The sequence below is a fragment of the Xanthomonas euroxanthea genome, from assembly GCF_903989455.1.
Classification (GTDB): domain Bacteria; phylum Pseudomonadota; class Gammaproteobacteria; order Xanthomonadales; family Xanthomonadaceae; genus Xanthomonas; species Xanthomonas euroxanthea.
Window position 1 is genome coordinate 2,978,203 of record NZ_LR861803.1, and the last position, 19,773, is coordinate 2,997,975.

Annotated in this window: 11 protein-coding genes; 1 reads left to right on the forward strand and 10 read right to left on the reverse strand. The window is 66.6% G+C overall.

The window, feature by feature from the left end; all coding sequences use genetic code 11:
• Positions 1–179: 179 nt before the first annotated feature.
• From H7A86_RS12465 to rsmD, 6 genes are all read right to left on the reverse strand, one after another.
• The gene (locus H7A86_RS12465) at positions 180–1,949 is read right to left on the reverse strand and encodes a glycoside hydrolase family 9 protein (RefSeq protein WP_119131381.1); all 1,770 of its coding nucleotides are present in this window, start codon (positions 1,947–1,949) and stop codon (positions 180–182) included.
• A gap of 287 nt (positions 1,950–2,236) precedes the next feature.
• The gene (ggt, locus tag H7A86_RS12470; protein WP_119131380.1) at positions 2,237–4,015 is read right to left on the reverse strand and encodes a gamma-glutamyltransferase; all 1,779 of its coding nucleotides are present in this window, start codon (positions 4,013–4,015) and stop codon (positions 2,237–2,239) included.
• Complete coding sequence (locus H7A86_RS12475) at positions 4,012–4,296, reverse strand: YfhL family 4Fe-4S dicluster ferredoxin (protein ID WP_029220241.1); 285 nt, start codon at positions 4,294–4,296, stop codon at positions 4,012–4,014. The genes ggt and H7A86_RS12475 overlap by 4 nt, the downstream gene beginning before the upstream one ends.
• A 231-nt stretch (positions 4,297–4,527) precedes the next feature.
• Entirely contained in the window at positions 4,528–5,025 is a 498-nt protein-coding gene (locus tag H7A86_RS12480; protein WP_164739854.1) for a hypothetical protein, read from the reverse strand.
• Between the two features lie 47 nt (positions 5,026–5,072).
• Positions 5,073–5,579: a pantetheine-phosphate adenylyltransferase gene (gene coaD, locus H7A86_RS12485; protein ID WP_104582103.1), complete on the reverse strand. Its 507-nt coding sequence runs from the start codon at positions 5,577–5,579 to the stop codon at positions 5,073–5,075.
• Positions 5,576–6,265 (reverse strand): 16S rRNA (guanine(966)-N(2))-methyltransferase RsmD, encoded by a 690-nt coding sequence (gene rsmD / locus H7A86_RS12490; protein ID WP_180708149.1) that lies wholly within the window; start codon positions 6,263–6,265, stop codon positions 5,576–5,578. Before rsmD ends, coaD begins: the two co-directional genes overlap by 4 nt.
• 171 nt (positions 6,266–6,436) lie before the next feature.
• Between rsmD and htpG the strand changes: the two genes are divergently transcribed.
• The gene (htpG, locus tag H7A86_RS12495; RefSeq protein WP_119131378.1) at positions 6,437–8,341 is read left to right on the forward strand and encodes a molecular chaperone HtpG; all 1,905 of its coding nucleotides are present in this window, start codon (positions 6,437–6,439) and stop codon (positions 8,339–8,341) included.
• Positions 8,342–8,670: 329 nt separating this feature from the next.
• Here the strand turns inward: htpG and H7A86_RS12500 are convergent, their stop codons facing one another.
• From H7A86_RS12500 to H7A86_RS12515, 4 genes are all read right to left on the reverse strand, one after another.
• The gene (locus H7A86_RS12500) at positions 8,671–11,046 is read right to left on the reverse strand and encodes a glycoside hydrolase family 127 protein (protein ID WP_119131377.1); all 2,376 of its coding nucleotides are present in this window, start codon (positions 11,044–11,046) and stop codon (positions 8,671–8,673) included.
• Positions 11,047–11,188: 142 nt separating this feature from the next.
• Positions 11,189–14,086, reverse strand: coding sequence for a TonB-dependent receptor (locus H7A86_RS12505; RefSeq protein ID WP_119131376.1), 2,898 nt, complete (start codon positions 14,084–14,086; stop codon positions 11,189–11,191).
• A gap of 618 nt (positions 14,087–14,704) precedes the next feature.
• Positions 14,705–17,035 (reverse strand): S9 family peptidase, encoded by a 2,331-nt coding sequence (locus H7A86_RS12510; RefSeq protein ID WP_119131375.1) that lies wholly within the window; start codon positions 17,033–17,035, stop codon positions 14,705–14,707.
• A gap of 186 nt (positions 17,036–17,221) precedes the next feature.
• Positions 17,222–19,579 carry a Tat pathway signal protein gene (locus tag H7A86_RS12515; RefSeq protein ID WP_119131374.1) on the reverse strand — a complete coding sequence of 786 codons (2,358 nt, stop codon included), beginning with the start codon at positions 19,577–19,579 and terminating at the stop codon, positions 17,222–17,224.
• Between the last annotated feature and the right edge of the window lie 194 nt (positions 19,580–19,773).

Below are 19,773 nucleotides of genomic sequence, written 5' to 3' on the forward strand. Positions count from 1 at the left end.
TGGCATAGCGCCGGTGAGGTAATCGGCGGATTGAAGCCCCTCTCCCCACGGGAGAGGGGTTGGGGTGAGGGTACGGTGTGTCGGTGTTGCTGCCGCTGCCGCACCCTCATCCGGCGCTGCGCGCCACCTTCTCCCGGTGGGAGAAGGGAAAATCGCACTGCCGCCTGGAGCCCGCCGCCTCAGCGCGTGGACGCTTCGATCGCCGCGCTCACATACACCAGCGGCGCGTTCCAGTTGATTGCCACCTCGTTGCTGGCATAACTGCAGGTGTCGTCCAGGTACGACAGCGCCGGCAGCCTGGAGGGATAGGCCACCTTGCAGTCCTTGGCGTCCTGCTGGCCCGGTTGCGGGCCGCCGGCCAGCCAGCCCGGCACAGGTGCGTCGATGCCGTCGGCCTCGGAGGGGCGATGATGGATATGCAGCGGGCTGCGCAGCCCGACCCCGGTGACGAACGACAGCCCCAACGGATTGCGCCCCAGGATGTAATCCAGCTGCGACTGCGCGGCGTCCAGATACGGCCGCTGCCGGGTCAGCCGATAGCCCTGCATCAGCATCATTGCGCGGTTGAGCACGACTGCATTACTGCCCCACACAAAATCGGTGTTGGTCATCGCCAGACGCCAGGGCGAGGCCTGCCACTGTTCGGCAAGCCGCTGTGCCAGATCGGTGATCTCACGGGTGATGCGTGCGCGATCGGCATGCGGAGTGAGCTGGTCGCGATGTTCGGCCAGGGACATCCAGGCCAGGCCGCCGACGTTGCTCCAGCCCGGCACGCTGGCCGGCACGTTGCGCGCCATCATTGCGTCATAGAAGCCGTCCTCGCGCGTGCTCACGTACAGCTCGGCCGCGGCCCAGGCGAATTCGTCGTCCACCTGCGCGTCGTCGTAGCCGCCGGTGCGCACATCGTCGGGCTGGCGGTAGATCACATCCGGATGCTGCTGCGCCCACGCCCAGGCGCTGCGCGCGGCCTTCAACATGCGTGCCGACGCGCCCGGATACTGCGCGTCGAACGGCGCATACACGCGGCTGGCAGCAGCCATCACCGCGGCAAAATCCAGCGCGGCGGCAGTGGCTTTCATTACCACGTAGCGCTGCTGCCTGGCCTGGTCCGGCATCACCAGCCCATCGAACTGCTTGTCGGTGAGCTTGTGGTACACGCCGCCATCGGCCGGGTCCTGCATGGCCAGCATCCATTCCAGGTTCCACCAGGTCTCCTGCAGGATGCCGGGCACGCCGGGGGCGTCGTCGGGGATGGTCAGCGGCTGCGCCTTGAACAGCGCCGGATACTGCTCGTAGGCGGCCAGCAAGGTGTAGGTGCTGATGCCGGAATTGACGATGTACTTGTTGTAGTCACCGGCGTCGTACCAGCCCTTGGGCGCACGGATCACGCTGTCGGCCGGGCGCGTGGCAGACGCAGCAGAAGGATGGATGCGCACATCGGTGTCCGGATGCCCGGCCGCACGTGCATAGCGCCCGGCGAACTGCGCCGGCAGCGCGGTGCTGGCGCGATTGAAGTAGAACGCCTTGAGCGAGGCATCCACGACGGGCTGGTAGGCACCGGCCGCAATCGGGAATGGATCCGACGTCGGCAAACCGGCGATCTTCACCCGATACGTCCCTGGGGCGCGCAGCGCGGAAAAGTCGGCCACGCGTGCCTGTTGCCCCGCTGGTGCCCAGGTGGCCGCCGGCGACAAGCGGCCCTCCAGCACGCGGCGGCCGTTGGCATCCTCGACCGTGAAGTGGTCTGCCGCAGCCGCAGCGGGCGGCGGCAAGCCGACCACCGCCAGCTTGGCCGAGCCCGGCAGATAACCGAGTTGGTTGACGTGGATCGCGGCGCCGGCAGCGGCCGCGCTGCCGGGAATGCCGGCAGTGCCGGTCGTATCGGCCGCGCAGGCGGCGATGGGCGATGCGATCGCCACGGCGGTGAGCAGGGTCTGCAAAATGGTCATGCCGCGATGGTCGCCAAATCGATGCACAGCGACAAGTCCAATCCCGACATAGGACACAGCACCAAACCGTATTGCTGCAGGCAGCCAGTGACCTTCCGGCCCCCACTCAGGCCGGTGCAGGCGTGCTGCACATAGTTGCCGAGACAGGGACACGGTTCGCCGCGCCGCGTGTTCGGCGCCTGTGCCGCCTGCGCCGAACCGACAGGCCAGGCCCGCGCCTCAGTACAAGCCGGCTCTCATCGTTGGCCGTGTAATGCCTGCCCCGCCCACGGAGCAGGCCGTGGTACTCACCGTGCAGGTGTCGCCAGCTGGACCTGCGCCTTGCCCACCGGGTTGCGCGGGTCGCTACCGCCGGTGAGCACATTGCTGCGCTTGTCCCACTCCACCGTCTGCAGGTTGCCCCAGACGTGGCTGGAACCGCGGCCGCCCTCGGCGGTGTCGCCGGGCAGCTTGAGCGCATGCCCCATCGCCTGCAGCGCCTTGGCGGTCTGCGGCGAGAACGCGTTGCTCTCGGCCTCGATCACGTCCGGCAGCCACTGGTGGTGGTAGCGCGGCAAGGCGCTGACCTGCTGTGCGTCCAGGCCGGCGTCGTAGCCCAGGATACCGAGCAGCACCATGGTGATGATGCGGCTGCCGCCCGGGGTGCCGATCACCGCGACCTTGTCGGCCGATTCCATGAAGGTCGGCGTCATCGAGCTGAGCATGCGCTTGCCCGGCTTGGGGGCGTTGGCCGCGTAGCCCATCACGCCGAAGGCATTGGGCGTGCCCGGCTTGAGCGCGAAGTCGTCCATCTCGTCGTTGAGCAGCACGCCGGTGCCCTTGGGGATCAGCCCCGAGCCGTACAGCAGGTTGACGGTCTGGGTGGCGCCGACGCGGTTGCCTTCGCCATCGATGATGGAAAAGTGCGTGGTCTCGTCGTCTTCCAGCGGGGTCGGATTGCCCGACAGCAGGTCGCTGGGGGTGGCCTTGTCCGGGTTGATCGTGGCGCGCAGGCCTTGCGCGTAATCCTTGCTGGTCAGCACGCGCTGCGGCACCGCCACAAAGTCCGGGTCGCCGAGGAAGAAGGTGCGGTCGCGGTAGGCGCGACGCATCGCTTCCACTACCAGATGGGTGCGGTGCGCATCGTCGAGCGTGTCCAGCTCCCAGCCTTCCAGGATCTGCAGCATGGCGGCGAGTGCGATACCGCCGGAAGACGGCGGCGGCGCGGTGGTGATCTTCCAGCCGCGGTAATCGAACTGGATCGGCGTGCGCTGCTTGACCCGGTACCCGGCCAGCTCGGCGGCTTTCCAGTGCCCGCCGGCCTGCTTGACGCCGGCCAGTAGCTTGCTGGCGGTTTCGCCCTTGTAGAAGCCGTCAAAGCCCTTGTCGCCGAGCAGCTTCAAGGTGTGCGCCAATTCGGGCTGCTTGAAGATGTCGCCTTCGGCGATGGGCTTGCCGCCGCGCAGATAGACCTCGCGCGTGCCGGGATAACGCTCCATCACCTCGCGCCGCGAGGCATAGCCCTTGGCCATGCGCGCGTACACCGGAAAACCTTCGGTGGCGATGCGGATCGCCGGTGCCAGCGACTGCTTCAACGGCAGCCGGCCGTGCCGGGTGGCCAGCTCCACCAGCGCTGCAGGCAGCCCGGGAATGCCGGCCGACCAGGGGCCGTTGACCGAGCGGTCGCGGTCCAGCGCGCCCTGCTTGTCGAGGAACTGCGCCTCGCTGGCCGACTCGGGCGCGGTCTCGCGCGCATCCAGCATCACGTCCTTGCCGGTCTTGGCATCGTGCAACAGGAAGAAGCCGCCGCCGCCCAGGCCCGAGCTGATCGGCTCGACCACCGCCAGCGTGGACGACACCGCGATTGCCGCATCGAACGCATTGCCGCCTTCGCGCAGGATCTGCAGGCCGGCGTCGGTGGCCAGTGCGTGCCCGCTGGCGATCGCCGCACCGGGCGGATGCCCCGCCACCGGCGAGGACGCGGCCGCCGCCGGCCTGGCGCCATCGGCCGACCAGGCCGGCGGTGCCAGTACGAAGGCCAGCAGCAACAGGCCGCGCGAAGGAAAACGTCGGGAAAAGATGCTCACGGGGCGGGAGGCTCCTGTTCGTACAGTTCGGGGTGATCGCGCTGCAGCTGCATGAGCTTGGCAAGCAATTGATCGTGGGTTTCCGGGATGTCCGGATCCGGGTCGATGCATTCGACCGGGCACACCACCACGCATTGCGCCTCGTCGAAATGGCCCACGCACTCGGTGCAACGTGCCGGGTCGATCACGTAGATGGTTTCGCCCATCGAGATGGCCTGATTCGGACACGCCGGCTCGCAGACATCGCAGTTGACGCAGAGCTCGTTGATCTTCAGCGACATGGCGGCACCACCATGCGATGCGACGCGGCGCGATGCAACGCCAGGCGCTGGAACGCAACGTGCTGCCGGACGCCAACGCGCCCGGCCCGGGGCCAGGCATGGACACCGCCACGCACGTGGTCGGCAACCGGTCCGAGCGGACCGGCCCCGATGGGGTGCGGAATCAGCGGCATGCCGCGATTGCGCACGGCGGCCGGACGCGCCCTCCCGCGCATCCGGCCCGGTACGGCATTACTTGGCTTCAACGAAGGTGTATTCCACGCCCTTGGGCTGGACGATGGCCTGCACGCGGGCATTCTCGGCGGCATCGCCGATGAACAGCACGCGCACGCCCTTCATCGAATCCGGTTGCACGTCCTTGAACGCGGCGTCGATCAGGTCGGCCATCTTGGTCGAAGCCGACGAACCGAAGGCCAGCATGTTGCCCGGCTGCACGCCGCGCGCCAGTGCGGTCTTGACGCTTTCCAGCTGACGCTCGTAGCTGCCGGCGAATTCAGCATCGGACTCCGGCGGCAAGTAGTACAGGAACGGGCTGTTGGTGGTGGCGCCCAGGTTCTGGCCGACCACTTCCTGCAGGTACTTCTTCCAGCCGGCGTTGTCGTCCTTGGCCGGCGCCTTCAGCGGCGCGGGAGCCGCGGCGGCGGTCGGTGCCGGCTCTTCCTTCTTGCAGGCGGTGACGGCCAGAGCGGCGATCGAAGCGAGCGCCAGCGCGCGCATGGTGTGTTTCATGAAACTCCTCCCTTTGAAAAGCATGTGGTGATGTGACTGCTAGAGAATCAGGCCTGCGCGCGGGCTTGCCGCACCTGCCGCAGGGCTTCGACGACCGAAGCTGGAACGAAACCGGACACGTCCCCGCCCAGCCGCGCGATTTCGCGCACCAGCGAGGACGAGATGAAGCTGTACTGCTCGGCCGGGGTGAGGAACAGCGTTTCCACCTCCGGGATCAGATGGCGGTTCATGCTGGCCATCTGGAATTCGTATTCGAAGTCGGACACCGCGCGCAGGCCGCGCAGCAGCACGCCGGCACCCATGTCGCGCACGAAGTGGGCCAGCAGCGTGTCGAAGCCGCGCACTTCCACGTTGGCATGCGCGGCCAGAGCTTCCTGGGCCAGCTCCACACGACGTTCCAGCGGCAGGGCCGGGCCCTTGGAGGGGCTGTAGGCCACGCCGACCACCACGCGCTCGAACAACGGCGCGGCGCGGTTCACCAGATCGATATGCCCGTTGGTGATCGGGTCGAAGGTACCGGGATAGACGGCGGTGCGGCTATTGGCCACGCTCATACGGAAACTACCGGGGTCGGATCGCCGTTCAGTGTAGCAGCGGCCCGGCGGTACAGCGCATAGCGCACCTGCTGGGTGGCGCCTTCGCGGTGCAGGTGCCAGCCGGCCGGCACCTGCGGCGGCAGCTCGGCCGGGGCTTCCAGATACAGCCAGGCATCGGCGCTCAGGTGCGCGGGCAGGCGTTCCAGCACGCTGGGCCACAGGCCGGCAGCAAACGGCGGATCGACGAACACGATGCTGGCCTGCGCCACCGGCGCGCGCTCCAGCCAGCGCAATGCGTCTTCCTGCAGCACCTGCACCTGGTCGGCCGCGTCCAGCCGGGTGACGTGCTGGCGCAAGCGCTGCGCCAGGCCAGGGTCGCGTTCGATCAGGGTCGCGTGTGCCGCGCCGCGCGATACCGCCTCCAGGCCCAGCGCGCCCGAGCCGGCGAACAGGTCCAGCACGCGCGCGCCGGGCAGGCGCGGCATCAGCCAGTTGAACACCGTCTCGCGGACGCGGTCGCTGCTCGGGCGCAGGCCGGGCAGGTCCGGCACCGACAATTTGGTGTTGCGCCAGCGCCCACCGACGATGCGCACCTGCCCTTCCGCGCCGCGTGGCGCCGGCCGTGCGGGGCGACTCATCGCCACGCGCCGGGTGCGGGCGAACGGGGGCGGGACAGCGGCGGCACGGATGGCGACATGGCTCAGGGCAGGACGGTTGGCCGGCCATGATACCGCCGCGATTGCCGCAACCGCCCTCCCCGACCGGCATCGACGCAGGCGATCTGGCGCACGCTCGCCTTGAAAAATCCCCACACGGCCTCATCCCCCAGGCCATCGGCCGCGTTGCGGCCTGGGCCACCATGGAGCACGACCCCAATGACCGTTGAAACCGACAAGCAGACGCTTGGCTTCCAGACCGAGGTCAAGCAGCTGCTGCAGCTGATGATCCATTCGTTGTACTCGAACAAGGAAATCTTCCTGCGCGAGCTGGTCTCCAATGCCGCCGACGCCGCCGACAAGCTGCGTTTCGAGGCACTGGTGAAGCCGGAGCTGCTGGAAGGCGGCGGCGAGCTGCGCATTCGCGTGGATTACGACAAGGACGCGCGCACCGTCACCATCGACGACAACGGCATCGGCATGAGCCGCGAGGACGCCGTCTCGCATCTGGGCACGATCGCCAAGTCCGGCACCGCCGACTTCCTCAAGCACCTGAGCGGCGACCAGAAGAAGGACGCCAACCTGATCGGCCAGTTCGGCGTCGGCTTCTACAGCGCCTTCATCGTCGCCGACCAGGTCGATGTCTACTCGCGTCGCGCCGGCCTGCCGGCCAACGAGGGCGTGCACTGGTCCTCGCGTGGCGAGGGAGAGTTCGAAGTGGCCAGCGTCGACAAGCCCGAGCGCGGCACCCGCATCGTGCTGCACCTGAAGGACGGCGAAGGCAGCTTTGCCGACGGCTGGACGCTGCGCGGCATCCTGAAGAAGTATTCCGACCACATCGGCCTGCCGATCGAGATGCGCAAGGAGCACCACGGCGAAGCGGCCGACGTGCCCGCCGAGCCCGAATGGGAAGCGGTCAACCGCGCCAGCGCGCTGTGGACGCGGCCCAAGTCCGAAATCAAGGACGAGGAGTACCAGGAGTTCTACAAGCACGTCGCCCACGATGCCGGCAACCCGCTGGCGTGGAGCCACAACAAGGTCGAAGGCAAGCTGGAGTACACCTCGCTGCTGTTCGTACCCGGCCGCGCCCCGTTCGACCTGTATCACCGCGATTCGGCCAAGGGATTGAAGCTGTACGTGCAGCGCGTCTTCATCATGGACCAGGCCGAGCAGTTCCTGCCGCTGTACCTGCGTTTCATCAAGGGCGTGGTGGATTCGTCCGACCTGTCGCTCAATGTCTCGCGCGAGATCCTGCAATCCGGCCCGGTCGTGGATTCGATGAAGTCGGCGCTGACCAAGCGCTCGCTGGACATGCTGGAGAAACTGGCCAAGGACAAGCCGGACGACTATGCGACGTTCTGGCGCAACTTCGGCCAGGCGTTGAAGGAAGGCCCGGCCGAGGATTATGCCAACCGCGAAAAGATCGCCGGCCTGCTGCGCTTTTCCTCCACGCATGACACCACCGGCGCGCAGAGCGTGGGCCTGGCCGACTACGTGAGCCGCCTGGCCGAGGGCCAGGACAAGCTGTACTACCTCACCGGCGAAAGCTACGCGCAGATCAAGGACAGCCCGCACCTGGAAGTGTTCCGCAAGAAGGGCATCGAAGTGCTGCTGCTCACCGACCGCATCGACGAATGGCTGATGAGCTACCTCACCGAATTCGACGGCAAGTCGTTCGTGGACGTGGCACGCGGTGACCTGGACCTGGGCAAGCTGGATTCGGAGGAAGACAAGAAGGCGCAGGAAGAAGTCGCCAAGTCCAAGGAAGGCCTGGCCTCGCGCATCAAGGCTGCCCTGGGCGACGACGTGGCCGAAGTGCGCGTCTCGCACCGCCTGACCGATTCCCCGGCAATCCTGGCCATCGGCCAGGGCGACCTCGGCCTGCAGATGCGTCAGCTGCTGGAAGCCAGCGGCCAGGCCGTGCCGGAGACCAAGCCGGTATTCGAATTCAACCCGGCCCACCCGCTGATCGAAAAGCTGGATGCGGAAGCCGACATGGACCGCTTCGGCGATCTGAGCCGGGTGCTGTTCGACCAGGCCGCGCTGGCAGCGGGCGATAGCCTCAAGGACCCGGCCGGCTATGTGAAGCGGTTGAACAAGTTGTTGCTGGAGTTGTCGGCGTAAGGGTTGCGACACCTTTCGTGACACACCAGGACCGGCGCATGCGCCGGTCTTTTTTTTTGGGCCTGTCTCGTGGCGACGATTGGAAGAGCGGCGACAGCGGTATCCAACACCACACCGCCTCGGTAACGGCTCGCACTCCTCCATAACGCAGATGCACATGGGACGATGACGATAGTCTTGCCGAATGCGGCCCTAGGAAAAAATCAGTCGGACGCTTATCGGGTCCTCGTTGTCGGGATCATGGCCGGGTGCGTCGCGATGCCTGCGCGCATCGTGCGCGCTCCGGCCAAAGCGCAGGCAATGTCATTGAAGACCAGCCGCGGCGGCGCTTACGCCGACTCCAGCACCCAGCACCCGAACGCCGGCCCGGCCGAGTAGCCGGTTTCCGGCTCGATGCGGATCTGCAGCGTGTCGCGGCCTGCCACCGCTGCAGGCAAGGCGTAATCCACATCGACGAAGTCCAGGCCGCGGTTGCCGTCCAGGCGTTCGTTGGCGATGAGTTCGCCGTCGGCGAGGATGCGGAAGCGGCGGCGGGTTTCGTCGCCCCAATAGCGCAGGCGCAGGATGCGGGCCCGGGCGGTGTTGCGCAGGGTGAAGGCGATGAAGCCGCCGGTGCGGGCATCGCGGCCGGCGCGGCGGCGGTAGCTCAGTGCGTAGGAGCTTTCGCTATGCAGGCCGTGGGCTTTTTCGGATGCTTCATCGCCCAGGGCGATGCGGTCCAGTGCGCGGGCGTCCAGCGCCTGTTGTTTCGCGTCTGCTGCGGCCTGTTCGGCTTGGTGCTGTTGCCATGCGGCTGTGTCGCGATGCTCCAGGTAGGGCGCGCTGCGGCGATCGAACTGGGCGTAGAACGGCGAGAAGCGCCAGTGCTGATCGCCGTCGCGGTAGTCGAACGCGGCCTGGCCTGCCACCGGCTGCAGGCGCTGCAACACCTCATCGCCGCCGATCAGTGCCGGGGCCTTGCCCGACCAGGGTTTTGCCGCATCGCCCAGGTCGGCCGCCAGCACCAGCGGCCCGCGCAGCAGCGAGACCCAGGCCGGGTCGTCGGGTGTGGCTTCCAGGCGCAACGGCATCTGCAACGACAGGGTGAGCGTGTCGCCAGCGCGCCAGCGGCGGGTGATGCGCAGGTAGCCTTCGCTGACGGCCGCATCGACCGGCTGGCCGTTGAGATGCAGCAGCGGCGACTGCGCCCAGCCGGGCACGCGCAGTGCGAGCGTACGTTGCTCGGCCGGCGCGGCATCGATGCGTAGCGAGGCGCTGCCCTGCTCCGGCATCGTGCTGTGCAGGGTCATGTCCAGCCCGGCGGCGTCGCGCACGCTGGAGGGCACATACAGGTTGACGTAGACGCCCTGCCCGTCCTGCCAGTAGATCGAATCGCCGAACTGGGCATGCGCTTCCATGCCGCTGCCGACGCAGCACCAGAAATCGTCGAATGGCGACGACCAGCCACGTGCTTCGCCGGCCAGCATCGGTGTCATGTAGGTGAACATGCCGGTGCGCGGATGCTGCTGCGCCATCACGTGGTTGAGCAGCGTGCGCTCGTAGTAGTCGAAGAACTCCGCCTGCGGGCCCCACTGGTACAGATGGCGGGTGAGCTTGAGCATGTTGTAGCTGGCGCAGTGCTCGCAGGTCTGCTCGGTGAGAAACTTCGAGATGCTGTCCGGCTGCTGGAAGTACTCACGGTCGCCGTTGCCGCCGATCACGTAGGTATGGTGGTCGGTGACGGTGTGCCAGAAGAAGCGCGCCGCCGCGCCCGAGGCGGCATCGCCGGTGACTTCGTACTCGCGTGCCAGGCCGATCAGCTTGGGGATGTTGGTGTTGGAATGCTGGTGCACCAGCTCGTCGCGCTGGGCGATGAGTGGGTCGAGCACGGCGTGGTGGTGCAGACGCTGCGCCAGCGCTAGCCACTGCGCATCGCCGGTACGCACATGCAGCTCGACGAAGGATTCGTTGAGGCCGCCGAATTCGCATGACAGCACCTTCTGCAGCTGGGCGTCGTCGAGTGCGGCGAAGACGCCTTGCAGATAGCCGGCCAGGCCCACCGCCACCTGCAGCGCCTGCGCATTGTCGCAATGCGCATGCACGTCGAGCAGGCCGGCAAACAGCTTGTGCCAGGTGTACAGCGGTGCCCAGCTGCCGTTGAGGTAGAACGGGGCCGGGTCGATCTTGCCGCGCTTGAGCTCATCGAACACCGCGCGGCCGCTTTCGATCTTGCCTGCGGCATTCTTGCGGGTGAAGCCGGCCACGTAACCATCGCCTGCGTGTGCCTGGCACCGCGCCAGCTCGCCCACCAGATAGGCTGCGCGTGCGCGGCATTGCGCATCGCCGGTCTGCGCATGCATCAGTGCCAGCGCGCTGAGATAGTGGCCCAGCGTATGCCCGGCGATGGTATCCGCCTCCCAGCCGCCGTATGCCTTGGCCTTGGGATCGAGCCCTGCGTACAGCACGAAGTTGTGCAGCAGCCGGTCCGGCTGCAGCCGCATCAGATAGCGACGATTGGTCTGCAGCGCGTCCAGGAACAGCGACGGCGTGAGCCGCACCTGCGCCAGCGACACGGCGCGCACGCTACCGGGTTGCGCGGCACTGGCCTGCGCCGGAAACCTCAGGAAACCCGCCGCAACCGCCAGGCTGCTCCAGGCCAGAAAGCGCCGCCGTGACAGACTCGGCGCGTGGTCGTCGGGCAAGTTGCTTGCATGCATATCCGTCATGGGCTCAGCTTAACTCCTGTCGGCGCGCACAGACCGCGCGCCATTGCGACACACACCTGCGCAGCCGCGCACGCCCGCGACCGCACAGACATGCGCGCGACCGATGACATCTGGCCGCACGCACCGGCGACAAACCGCCCGATCAGAACTTCACCGTGGCACGCGCCCAGTAGAACCGACCCAGCAGATCGTAGGTGGCCACATCGGTATTGGCATTGCCGACGTTGTTGGAGTAGTACAGCGGCGGCTGCTTGTTGGCGATATTGTCCACGCCCACCTCAAAACGCGTGTGCCACGGCTCGACGTTGTAGCCGAGCTGCAGGTTGTTGTAGACGTAGGCGCCGATCTTGCGCACCACCATCGGTTCGCTGGAATCGGCCGACAGGCTCTGGTCCGGGTCCGAACTGCCGATGGCGGTGTGGCCCACATAGCGGATGCGCCAGGTGGCGCTCCAGTCGCCCAACGCCCAGCTCACCGTGCCCAGCGCGCGCCAGCGCGGGAAGTTGCCGTAGGCCTGGGTATAGCGGCCCACGTTGTGGATGGTGACCGAGCTGGGGTCGGTGGTATCGGGCAGCACGTCATAGCGGGTGAGATAGGTGCCGTTGAGCCCGGCGCTGAGATTGCCCCACGCGGTGGGCGGCGCGCGATAGGTCAGGTTCACGTCCAGGCCCTTGGCCCACAGCTTGCCCAGGTTGACGGTGGGTTCGGCGATGTAATTGATGGTGCCGTTGCCGTTGCGATGGATCAACGCGCAAAAGGCGCTGGCCGAATTGGCGAAACATTGATTGAGCACGGTCTGCGCCGACACCGTGGTGATGGTGTCTTCCAGATCGATGCGCCACCAGTCCGCGCTCAGCGACAGGCCGTCGATCCACTGCGGGTCGTAGACCAAACCCACGTCGTAGGACTTGCCGGTTTCCGGCTTGAGCTGGTACCCGGCCACCGCCGCGCCGGACACCTTGCCCGACACCTGGCCATCGGATTGCTGGTAGCTGCCGTCGGTGGGCACATTGGCGCAGGCCACGCTGTTGCCACCGGTGTAGCCATTGCAGGGGTCGTTGACGGTGGCCGCATCGCCGGCCACGCCGGCATACAGTTCGTTGATGTTGGGTGCGCGGAACACCTCCGACACCGTGCCGCGGATCAGCAGGTTCTCGATCGGGCGATATTCCAGCGACACCTTGCTGTTGGTCTTGCTGCCCACCGAGCTGAAATCGGAAAAGCGCGTACCCAAGGTGATGTTCAAGGCGTTGATGCCGGGCAAGTCCTTCAATAGCGGGAACAGCGCCTCGGCATAGGCTTCCTTGACGTCGAAACTGCCGACCAGGGTGGACGAACAGAATTCGATCACCCCGCACAGGCCGTCTTCATCGCCGGTCCATAGCGGGTCGGAGGCGGTGGTCGAGCGCTCCTTGCGATAGGAGACGCCGGTTGCCAGGCTGACGGTGCCGGCCGGCAGATCGAACAGCGAGCCGTTGGCATTGGCCTCGAATTGCTTGACCGTGTAGACGCTGGTCACGATCGGGTTGACCACCATGCCCTGCAAGGTGGACAGGTTGGCGCTGTCGTTGAGGTTGAAGAAGTTCAGCGGTGTGCAGCCGGCAATCGCCGCGCCTGCGCTGCCGCACGTGACTGCGCCATCGCTGTCCAGGAACGAGGGGCCGATGGCCTGGTTGAACGCGGCATAGTCGAGAAAGCCGTTGTTGATCGACTTCTGTTTGACCTTGCCGTAGTTGAAGGTGGCATCCCACTGCCAGGAACTGTCGCCGAAGCGGCCGCGCAAACCGGGGCTGATCTGGAAGTTGTAGGTGTTGTATTGATAGCTGCGATTGCCCAGCACGGTGGCGCGCGTGTTGAGGTCGTTGTACGAGGTGCCGGTGCTGCGATCGGTGCCGAAGTTTACGCCGAATGGGTTGTAGTAACTCTGCGACGACACCAGGATGTTGTCGCCGTTGGAGAAGATCGGGATCGGCGCAACGATCGAGGCGGATTCGGTTTTACTGAACCAGGTGTTGACGTAGCCCTCGACGTTGTCGGTGAAACGATAGGTGCCAAGCAAAAACGCATTGGTGCGCTTTTGTGGGGTCTGCAACAGGTTGAACGGCTGGTAGTTGTAGGAGTCGGCGCTGGTGTTGTAACAGTGGAAATCGCCCGGGCCGGCGCGACCGCTGACGCCGCTGTTGAGGGTGACACGCCCGCAGCCGATGGCCTGCGCAAGCTGCGTGGACTGATCCGAGCCATCGTTGAAATTCACGGTGCCGGTCGGCGTTGCGGACGAGCCCTGCTTCACCGGTTGCCCGTTGGTCAACGCAAGCGCGTCCCTGGAATAGTCGCGCGCCGCTGCCGAGACCGGATCGATGTTGTGGTACGACAGGCCGCCGATCAGGCTGCCACGCTCCCAGGTCTTGCCGGTGGTCAGGGTGAAGTTGCGCCGGTTGCCGTCGCCTTCGCTGCTGGTGCCGAAGTCGCTGCTGAACTGCACACCATCGAACTGGCTGCGCAGGATGAAATTGACCACGCCGCCGATGGCGTCGGAGCCATACACCGCAGAGGCGCCGTCGCTGAGCACTTCGATGCGCTCGATCATGCTGGACGGAATCGCGTTGACGTCGTTGTAGGCCAGACGAATACCATTGACCAGCACCAAGGTGCGCTTGTCGCCCAGACCACGCAGCGAAATGGCCGACGCACCGGTGCCGCCGCCGTTGTTGGTATACGGATTGGTGGCGTTGCCGGCGATCGATGGCAGCTCCTGCAGCAGATCGCCGACCGTGGCCTTGCCGGTCGCGGCGATCTGTTCCTGGCTGACCGTGACCACCGGGTTGGCGGTTTCGGTATCCACGCGGCGCAGGCGCGAGCCGGTGACGACCACGCTGTCCAGCGTTTGTGGCGCATCACCGCTGCCGCCGGCCTGCTGCGCAAACACCGGTGCGCTGACGCCTGCAGACAGCGCCAGCAGCAATGCGGCGCTGAGCATGCTCGGCACCGGGCGCGTGGGCGTGCCGGAGGTCCGGGAGAAAGGCAACAGCGGCATCGGCATGCAAGGCTCCTGATTCGTATGGCAGACAAACGATGGGCAACACACACCCGTGCCGGCGGACGCCAGCGCAGGGCAAGATGGATGGCAGACGCGCACGCAGCGAAACTTCTCGCCAGCGCTGTGCTGCAGACACGCAGACAACCTGCGACGCGCACGACCACACAGGGTCACGCAGCAGCGCGTGTTGTCGGAAAGGGTATTGGTTCCGCACCGGAGGCGCCCATGCGCTCCAGTTTCATCAGCTGGTCACAATGTGCCTGTGCGCACGCGCTACGTCTTGTCGCATTTGACGACAGCGCATGCGGAAAACAGCATGGTTCGCAAATGAATCAGCCTGCCTTGACGTTGCACTCTGCAGCAACGTCTGCAGCTGGACATCATGCGCAAGACGATGGGCGAGACGCCCGAGGCGATGTATCGCCTGCAACCATGTGCGATGACAGTCGATTTAAAAGATGACAGTCGATCTAGAAATCGAGCACTGCGCATGCATGCAGCAGCGCGGTGGCGGCAATCAGCGTGCACTGCCCTGCCCGCCCTGTTTCAGCGGCCGTGGTCTAGGCACTGCAGTCAAACGGTCGGCCGGCAGACCCGGCCTTACGGATCACAGATCACGGATCACGGCGCCTGCGTCGTTGCGGCCTGGTCGTGGTTCCAGTCCGGTGTTGGCGCTTGCTGCATCCAGCGCAGGAAGAAATCCAGCAGGCGGCGCTTGCCGTAGTCGCCACCGGCGCCGTGATCGCCGCCGGGCACCACCAGCAGGTCGAAATCCTTGCCTGCCTTGATCAGCCGATCGGCCACCTGCAAGGTGCTGGCCGGATCGACATTCATGTCCATGTCGCCAGTGACCAGCAGCAGATGCCCTTGCAGGCGCGCGGCGTTTTCCACGTTCGACGATTCGGCATACCACGGCCCGACCGGCCAGCCCATCCATTGCTCGTTCCACCAGATCTTGTCCATGCGGTTGTCGTGGCAACCGGAATTGGCCACGCCTGCCACATAGAATTCCGGATGGAACAGCAGCGCACCCAATGCATTCTGGCCACCGGCCGAGGTGCCGTATATACCGACGCCGCCGTCGATGGCGTACCACGGGTACCGTGCGGCAGCAGCCTTGTGCCAGGCGATGCGATCCGGCAGGCCCGCATCCTTGAGGTTGCGCCAGGCCACATCGTGGAACGCGCGCGCGCGATTGTTGGTGCCCATGCCATCGATCTGCGCGACCGCAAATCCCAGCGCGGTCAGCGCTGGCGTGCGGGTGCTGAACGTCTTGGGGACGAAGGACCCCTGCGGGCCGGCGTAGATGTCTTCGATCACGCGGTAGCGCTGCTGCGGATCCAGGTGTTGCGGGCGCTGGATCACGCCCCAGATCTCGGTTCTGCCGTCGCGGCCGGTGGTGTGGAACGGCAACGGTGGCTGCCAGCCGGCAGCCTGCAGACGGCTCAGGTCGGTGCGCTCCACCGTGCGTGCCAGGCCGCCGTCGGCGCTGCGCCGCAGCTCCAGCACCGGGCCCAGGTCCACGCGCGAGTACAGGTCCAGATACCATTTGCCGTCCGGCGAATAACTCACCTGGTGATCGGCGGCCGCCGGCGTCAATGCAGTGAGCCCGGTGCCGTCCAAACCGATGCGATAGGCATGGCGGTAATACGGGTCCTCGCCGGGCTGCATGCCGGAGGCGGTGAAATACAGCTGGCCTGCGGCTTCGTCGATGTAGTCGAGCTTGCGCACCACCCAGTCGCCCTGCGTGACCTGGCGGATCACCGCACCGCTGTGGCCGTCGTACAGATACACGTGCTCCCAGCCATCGCGTTCGGAGGCCCACAGGATCTGCGCGCCGTCGGCCAGATCGCGCCGCGCATGCTTGCCGCCGTCCTCGTGGGTCCCGCTGAGTTCGGAGTATTCGATGAAAGTGGGCGAGGTCTCTTCGATCAGGGTGCGCGCGTCAGCCGTGCGTGCGTCCACTTCAATGACCCGATACAGCTGGTGCCCACGCGCGTTGTATTCGAAGGTGAGCCCGCGGCTGTCCTTCCACCAGACCATCTCGCTCAAGCTGAAGGCATTGGGCAGCAGCGTCATCGCCACTGGATGCGCCGCGCGCGTGGCGGTGTCGAACAACACCGGCTGCATCACCGGCAAGGCATCGCCGGGCTTGGGATAGACCTGCTGATGCAGCTTCGGCTGCAGCTGGTCGGCCGGCGCCGATTCGATGTAATAGACCATGCGCGGCGGTGGCGCCTTGACCCGATACGCAGCCAGATGCTGCGAGTCCGGCGACCACACAACGCTGTCGAGCGCGTAGTAATCATCGGCACTGCCATCGCGGCTGAGCACGCTGCGCGCGCCGCCGCCGACCGGTGCGATGACCAGATTGGCCTGCTCCACCCAGGCGCGCCAGCGGCCATCCGGCGAGAGCCTGGCCTGCCGCTCGCCCTGCTTGAGCGGCAGGCGCATGTCCATCGATTCGGCCTGCAGGTCGCGGTCGGGCACACGCGTGCAGCGATAGCGGGCCAGGTCGCATTGCCAGCCCCGCTTCGCCAGCTGGAAGCCCAGGCGCTGCTGTTGCAGCGTGGGTTGTTCCAGCTGCAGATGCGTGGCGTCGATGCCTTGCGCACCGGCCTGCGTCAAGGCCACCGCCAGCCGCGCATGATCGAAGGCCAGCGTATTGCGGCCGCTGGCCGCATCCACCAGGCGGTACTCGATGGCCGGCGCCTGATTGGCACCTGCAACACCACGCCGATACAGGAAATGCCCCGCATCGATCCACACCGGCGCGGTCGGTTGCCTGTCGACCAGCGACGTGTAGTGATCGGACAGGCCGATCGCCTGCGCGTACTGCGCGGGCGTGGTCGTGGCAGCCGCCGCGCTTGCCGACAGCGTCCAGAGTGCAATGCTCAGGCAGCACGCAGCGATGCGGTGCCACCGAAAGGTCTGGTGCAGGAGTGGCGTCATGTGTCTATCTGCGGAGATGGCGTGGTCATTGGCTGCGCGTCGTGCACGTCGAGATGGGAGGACGTGCATTGGCAATGGGGTGCATGCCCGAAGCGGCCTGTACACAACGGCCTGCGAAGGCCTCCGTGGTCGATGGCGGCCGCGGTAACGCGACAGGGCTGGCACGGTCATCGCGCCAACGGCCCATCACGCGTACCAGGCCTGCACCTTCACCGCCGCCGTGCTGCCGGGCAATGCCACACGATCGGCATGCGGGCCTTGCGGGCGCGCCGGCTTGCCGTCGACGAGCACGCGGGTGAGCTTCTGACCCTTGGGCACGCGCAGGCTCAACCAGGTGTGCCTGGGCGACCGTTCCGGCAGTTGCACCTCGGCATCGATACGGCGTGCCTCCACGTCAGCGCGCAAGCTCAGCGTGAGCGTGCCCCAGCGTGTGGGCGCCGCGGTGATGCCGACCGCAGCGCCACTGCCCAGCCATGCGCGCGGCAGCGCACGCGCCAGGAACAACTGCTCTCCCGCGCTGTCGTCGCTGACCAGCATCCAGCGCAGCAGCAACGGGATGGTCATCTGCGCGGGGATGCAGAACAACGGCATGCCGCCGGTGATGCCGCTGACCTCGCCGGCCGTCCAGCTACCGCGGGTATGCACCTGGTAGCGATGCGCGTAGACGAACAGCAGGTACTCTTCGATGCGGTCCAGCCGCAGCAGCTGTTGCGCATAGCCGTAGGAAATGAAACCGAGCAGATCGCGGCTGCCCGGCTCCGGCGGTGCGATGTTGGCCACCACGCCGATGCTGGTGCCGCCATGGCCGCGCAGGCAATCGACCACCAGGTTGGCCAGGTCGTCGGGCAGCACATCGGCCTGCAGCAATTCTGCGTAGGCGCGGTGCGGCCATTGCTGCTCGCTGGGTTTTTCCTGCAGCAGCGATTGGCGAAACGTCAGCGTGGTGCCCGGCAACGGGCCGACATACGGCGGCGACAGATCGCGACGCACATTGGCACGCAGGCTGGCGTGCAGCCGTGCACGCAACTGCCTCGCGCGACGCTGCCATTGCGCGGCCAGGCCGGCATCGCCGCCGAGCGTGCTCCAGACCTGGGCGATGTCTTCCCAACCGCGTATCGTCAGCGCGCTGTTGGCGTAATACGGTTTCCACCACAGCGACGGGTCGGGAAACAGGCAGGCATCGGATTCGTTCCAGCCGTGCAGCAGGCCATGCCCATGCGCGCTGCGCGGCAAGGCCAGCGCCTGGTCGTGCAGCTCGCACAGCAGCTGCGCGGTGGCGGCGATCTTGGGCAGCAGGCGCCGCAACCGCGCCGCATCGCCGGTGTAGCGCAGATAGCGCGCCAGCAGCGACAGGGTCAGCCCGAACTGCCCGACCTCCGGCCCGCGCATGTTCGGCAGGCCGTCGTCCTGCACGAACTCGTCGAAGTAATTGTCCAGCACCGCAGCGGCCTGCGCGAAGCGGCCCCATTCCAGATTGGCGTAGAACGAACTGGTGAAGGTGTCCTGGAAGCCGTCGTATTCGTTGCCGTAGTAGTCGCGCTCCACCGCACCGTACTTCGGGTAATCGCCACCGGGGCGCACCACCAGCTCGCGCACAAACGCGAACTGCGCCATGGCGTTCCAGCTGGCATCGGGCAGTTGCGCCTGCACCGTGCCGTCCAGGGCCTGCTGCCAGTACGCGGCAAAATCGAGCAAGGCCGCGTAGAACTGTTCGGCAGTGGCCGGCTTGCGTGACGGTGCGAACGCGGGATAGCTGTGGGTGTAATGCACGCCGACGATCTCGCCGCCGCGCACATGCATCGTGCGGTGCCAGGTCTGCACCACGAAGCGATCGCTGGCACGCACATCGGCAAACACCAGCACGTCGTACCAGCCATCGGCCTCGCCGTCGCGCCGCATCACCTTGCGCACCGCCGGCATCCAGCCGCCCAGCAGGCCTTCCTCGCGCCGCTTGATCAGCGCCTCGTCGCCCAGCTCGGGGAAGGCGTGTTCGGGCCGCGCGGTGCGGCTACGGCCGTTGGGCAGGATCGGCATGGTGTCCAGGCTTTCGCGCGTGCCGACGAAGGTGGTCCATGGCCAGCGCCCGCCAGTGTCCTTGGGGTCGAGCAGCGAGGCCGGCGGCGGCGCGACATCGCGCACCTGCGCCTCGTCCGGGTCGCCATCGCGCAGCAGGCGGTCGGCGAGCAGATCGGCCTCGGCCATCGCCACCTCGGCCAGCGGCATGCCGAAGTAGGGCTTGCCCTCGGCCGGATAGGCCGGCTCGGTGCGTTTATCCAGGCGCAGCATGCCGCTATCGGTCCACAGCGTCAGCGCACCCTGCGGGTCGTCGAGATGCTCGTAGACGGTCCAGTCCTGCTGCAGATGCCGAAAGCTGCAAAGTTTGCTGCCGACATGCGCGGCCGACGGCAGTGCTTCAAGACGTGGCAGCGCCGGTGGCGGCAACGGCGCCGGGGTTTGCGGCGTGCCCGGCTTCGCGAGCGCGGCACCTGCGCCCACCGCCGCGGTCGCGGCCATGCCCTGACGCAAAAAGGTCCTGCGGTCCATCGTCGCGCCCTCGAGTGATCTCATCCACATCGTGCGCGACTGCGCACCCTGCGTCTTGTGGCGCGTGTCTGGCCCGTATGCGGAAATCCGCACAGAAGCAGCTGTTGCTGCGCCGCCATCGCAGCAACGGCGCAGCGCCCAGTTGCCGCCCCCTGCCATTTAGCCACGTGACTTTCTGGCCACGCCGGTACCTG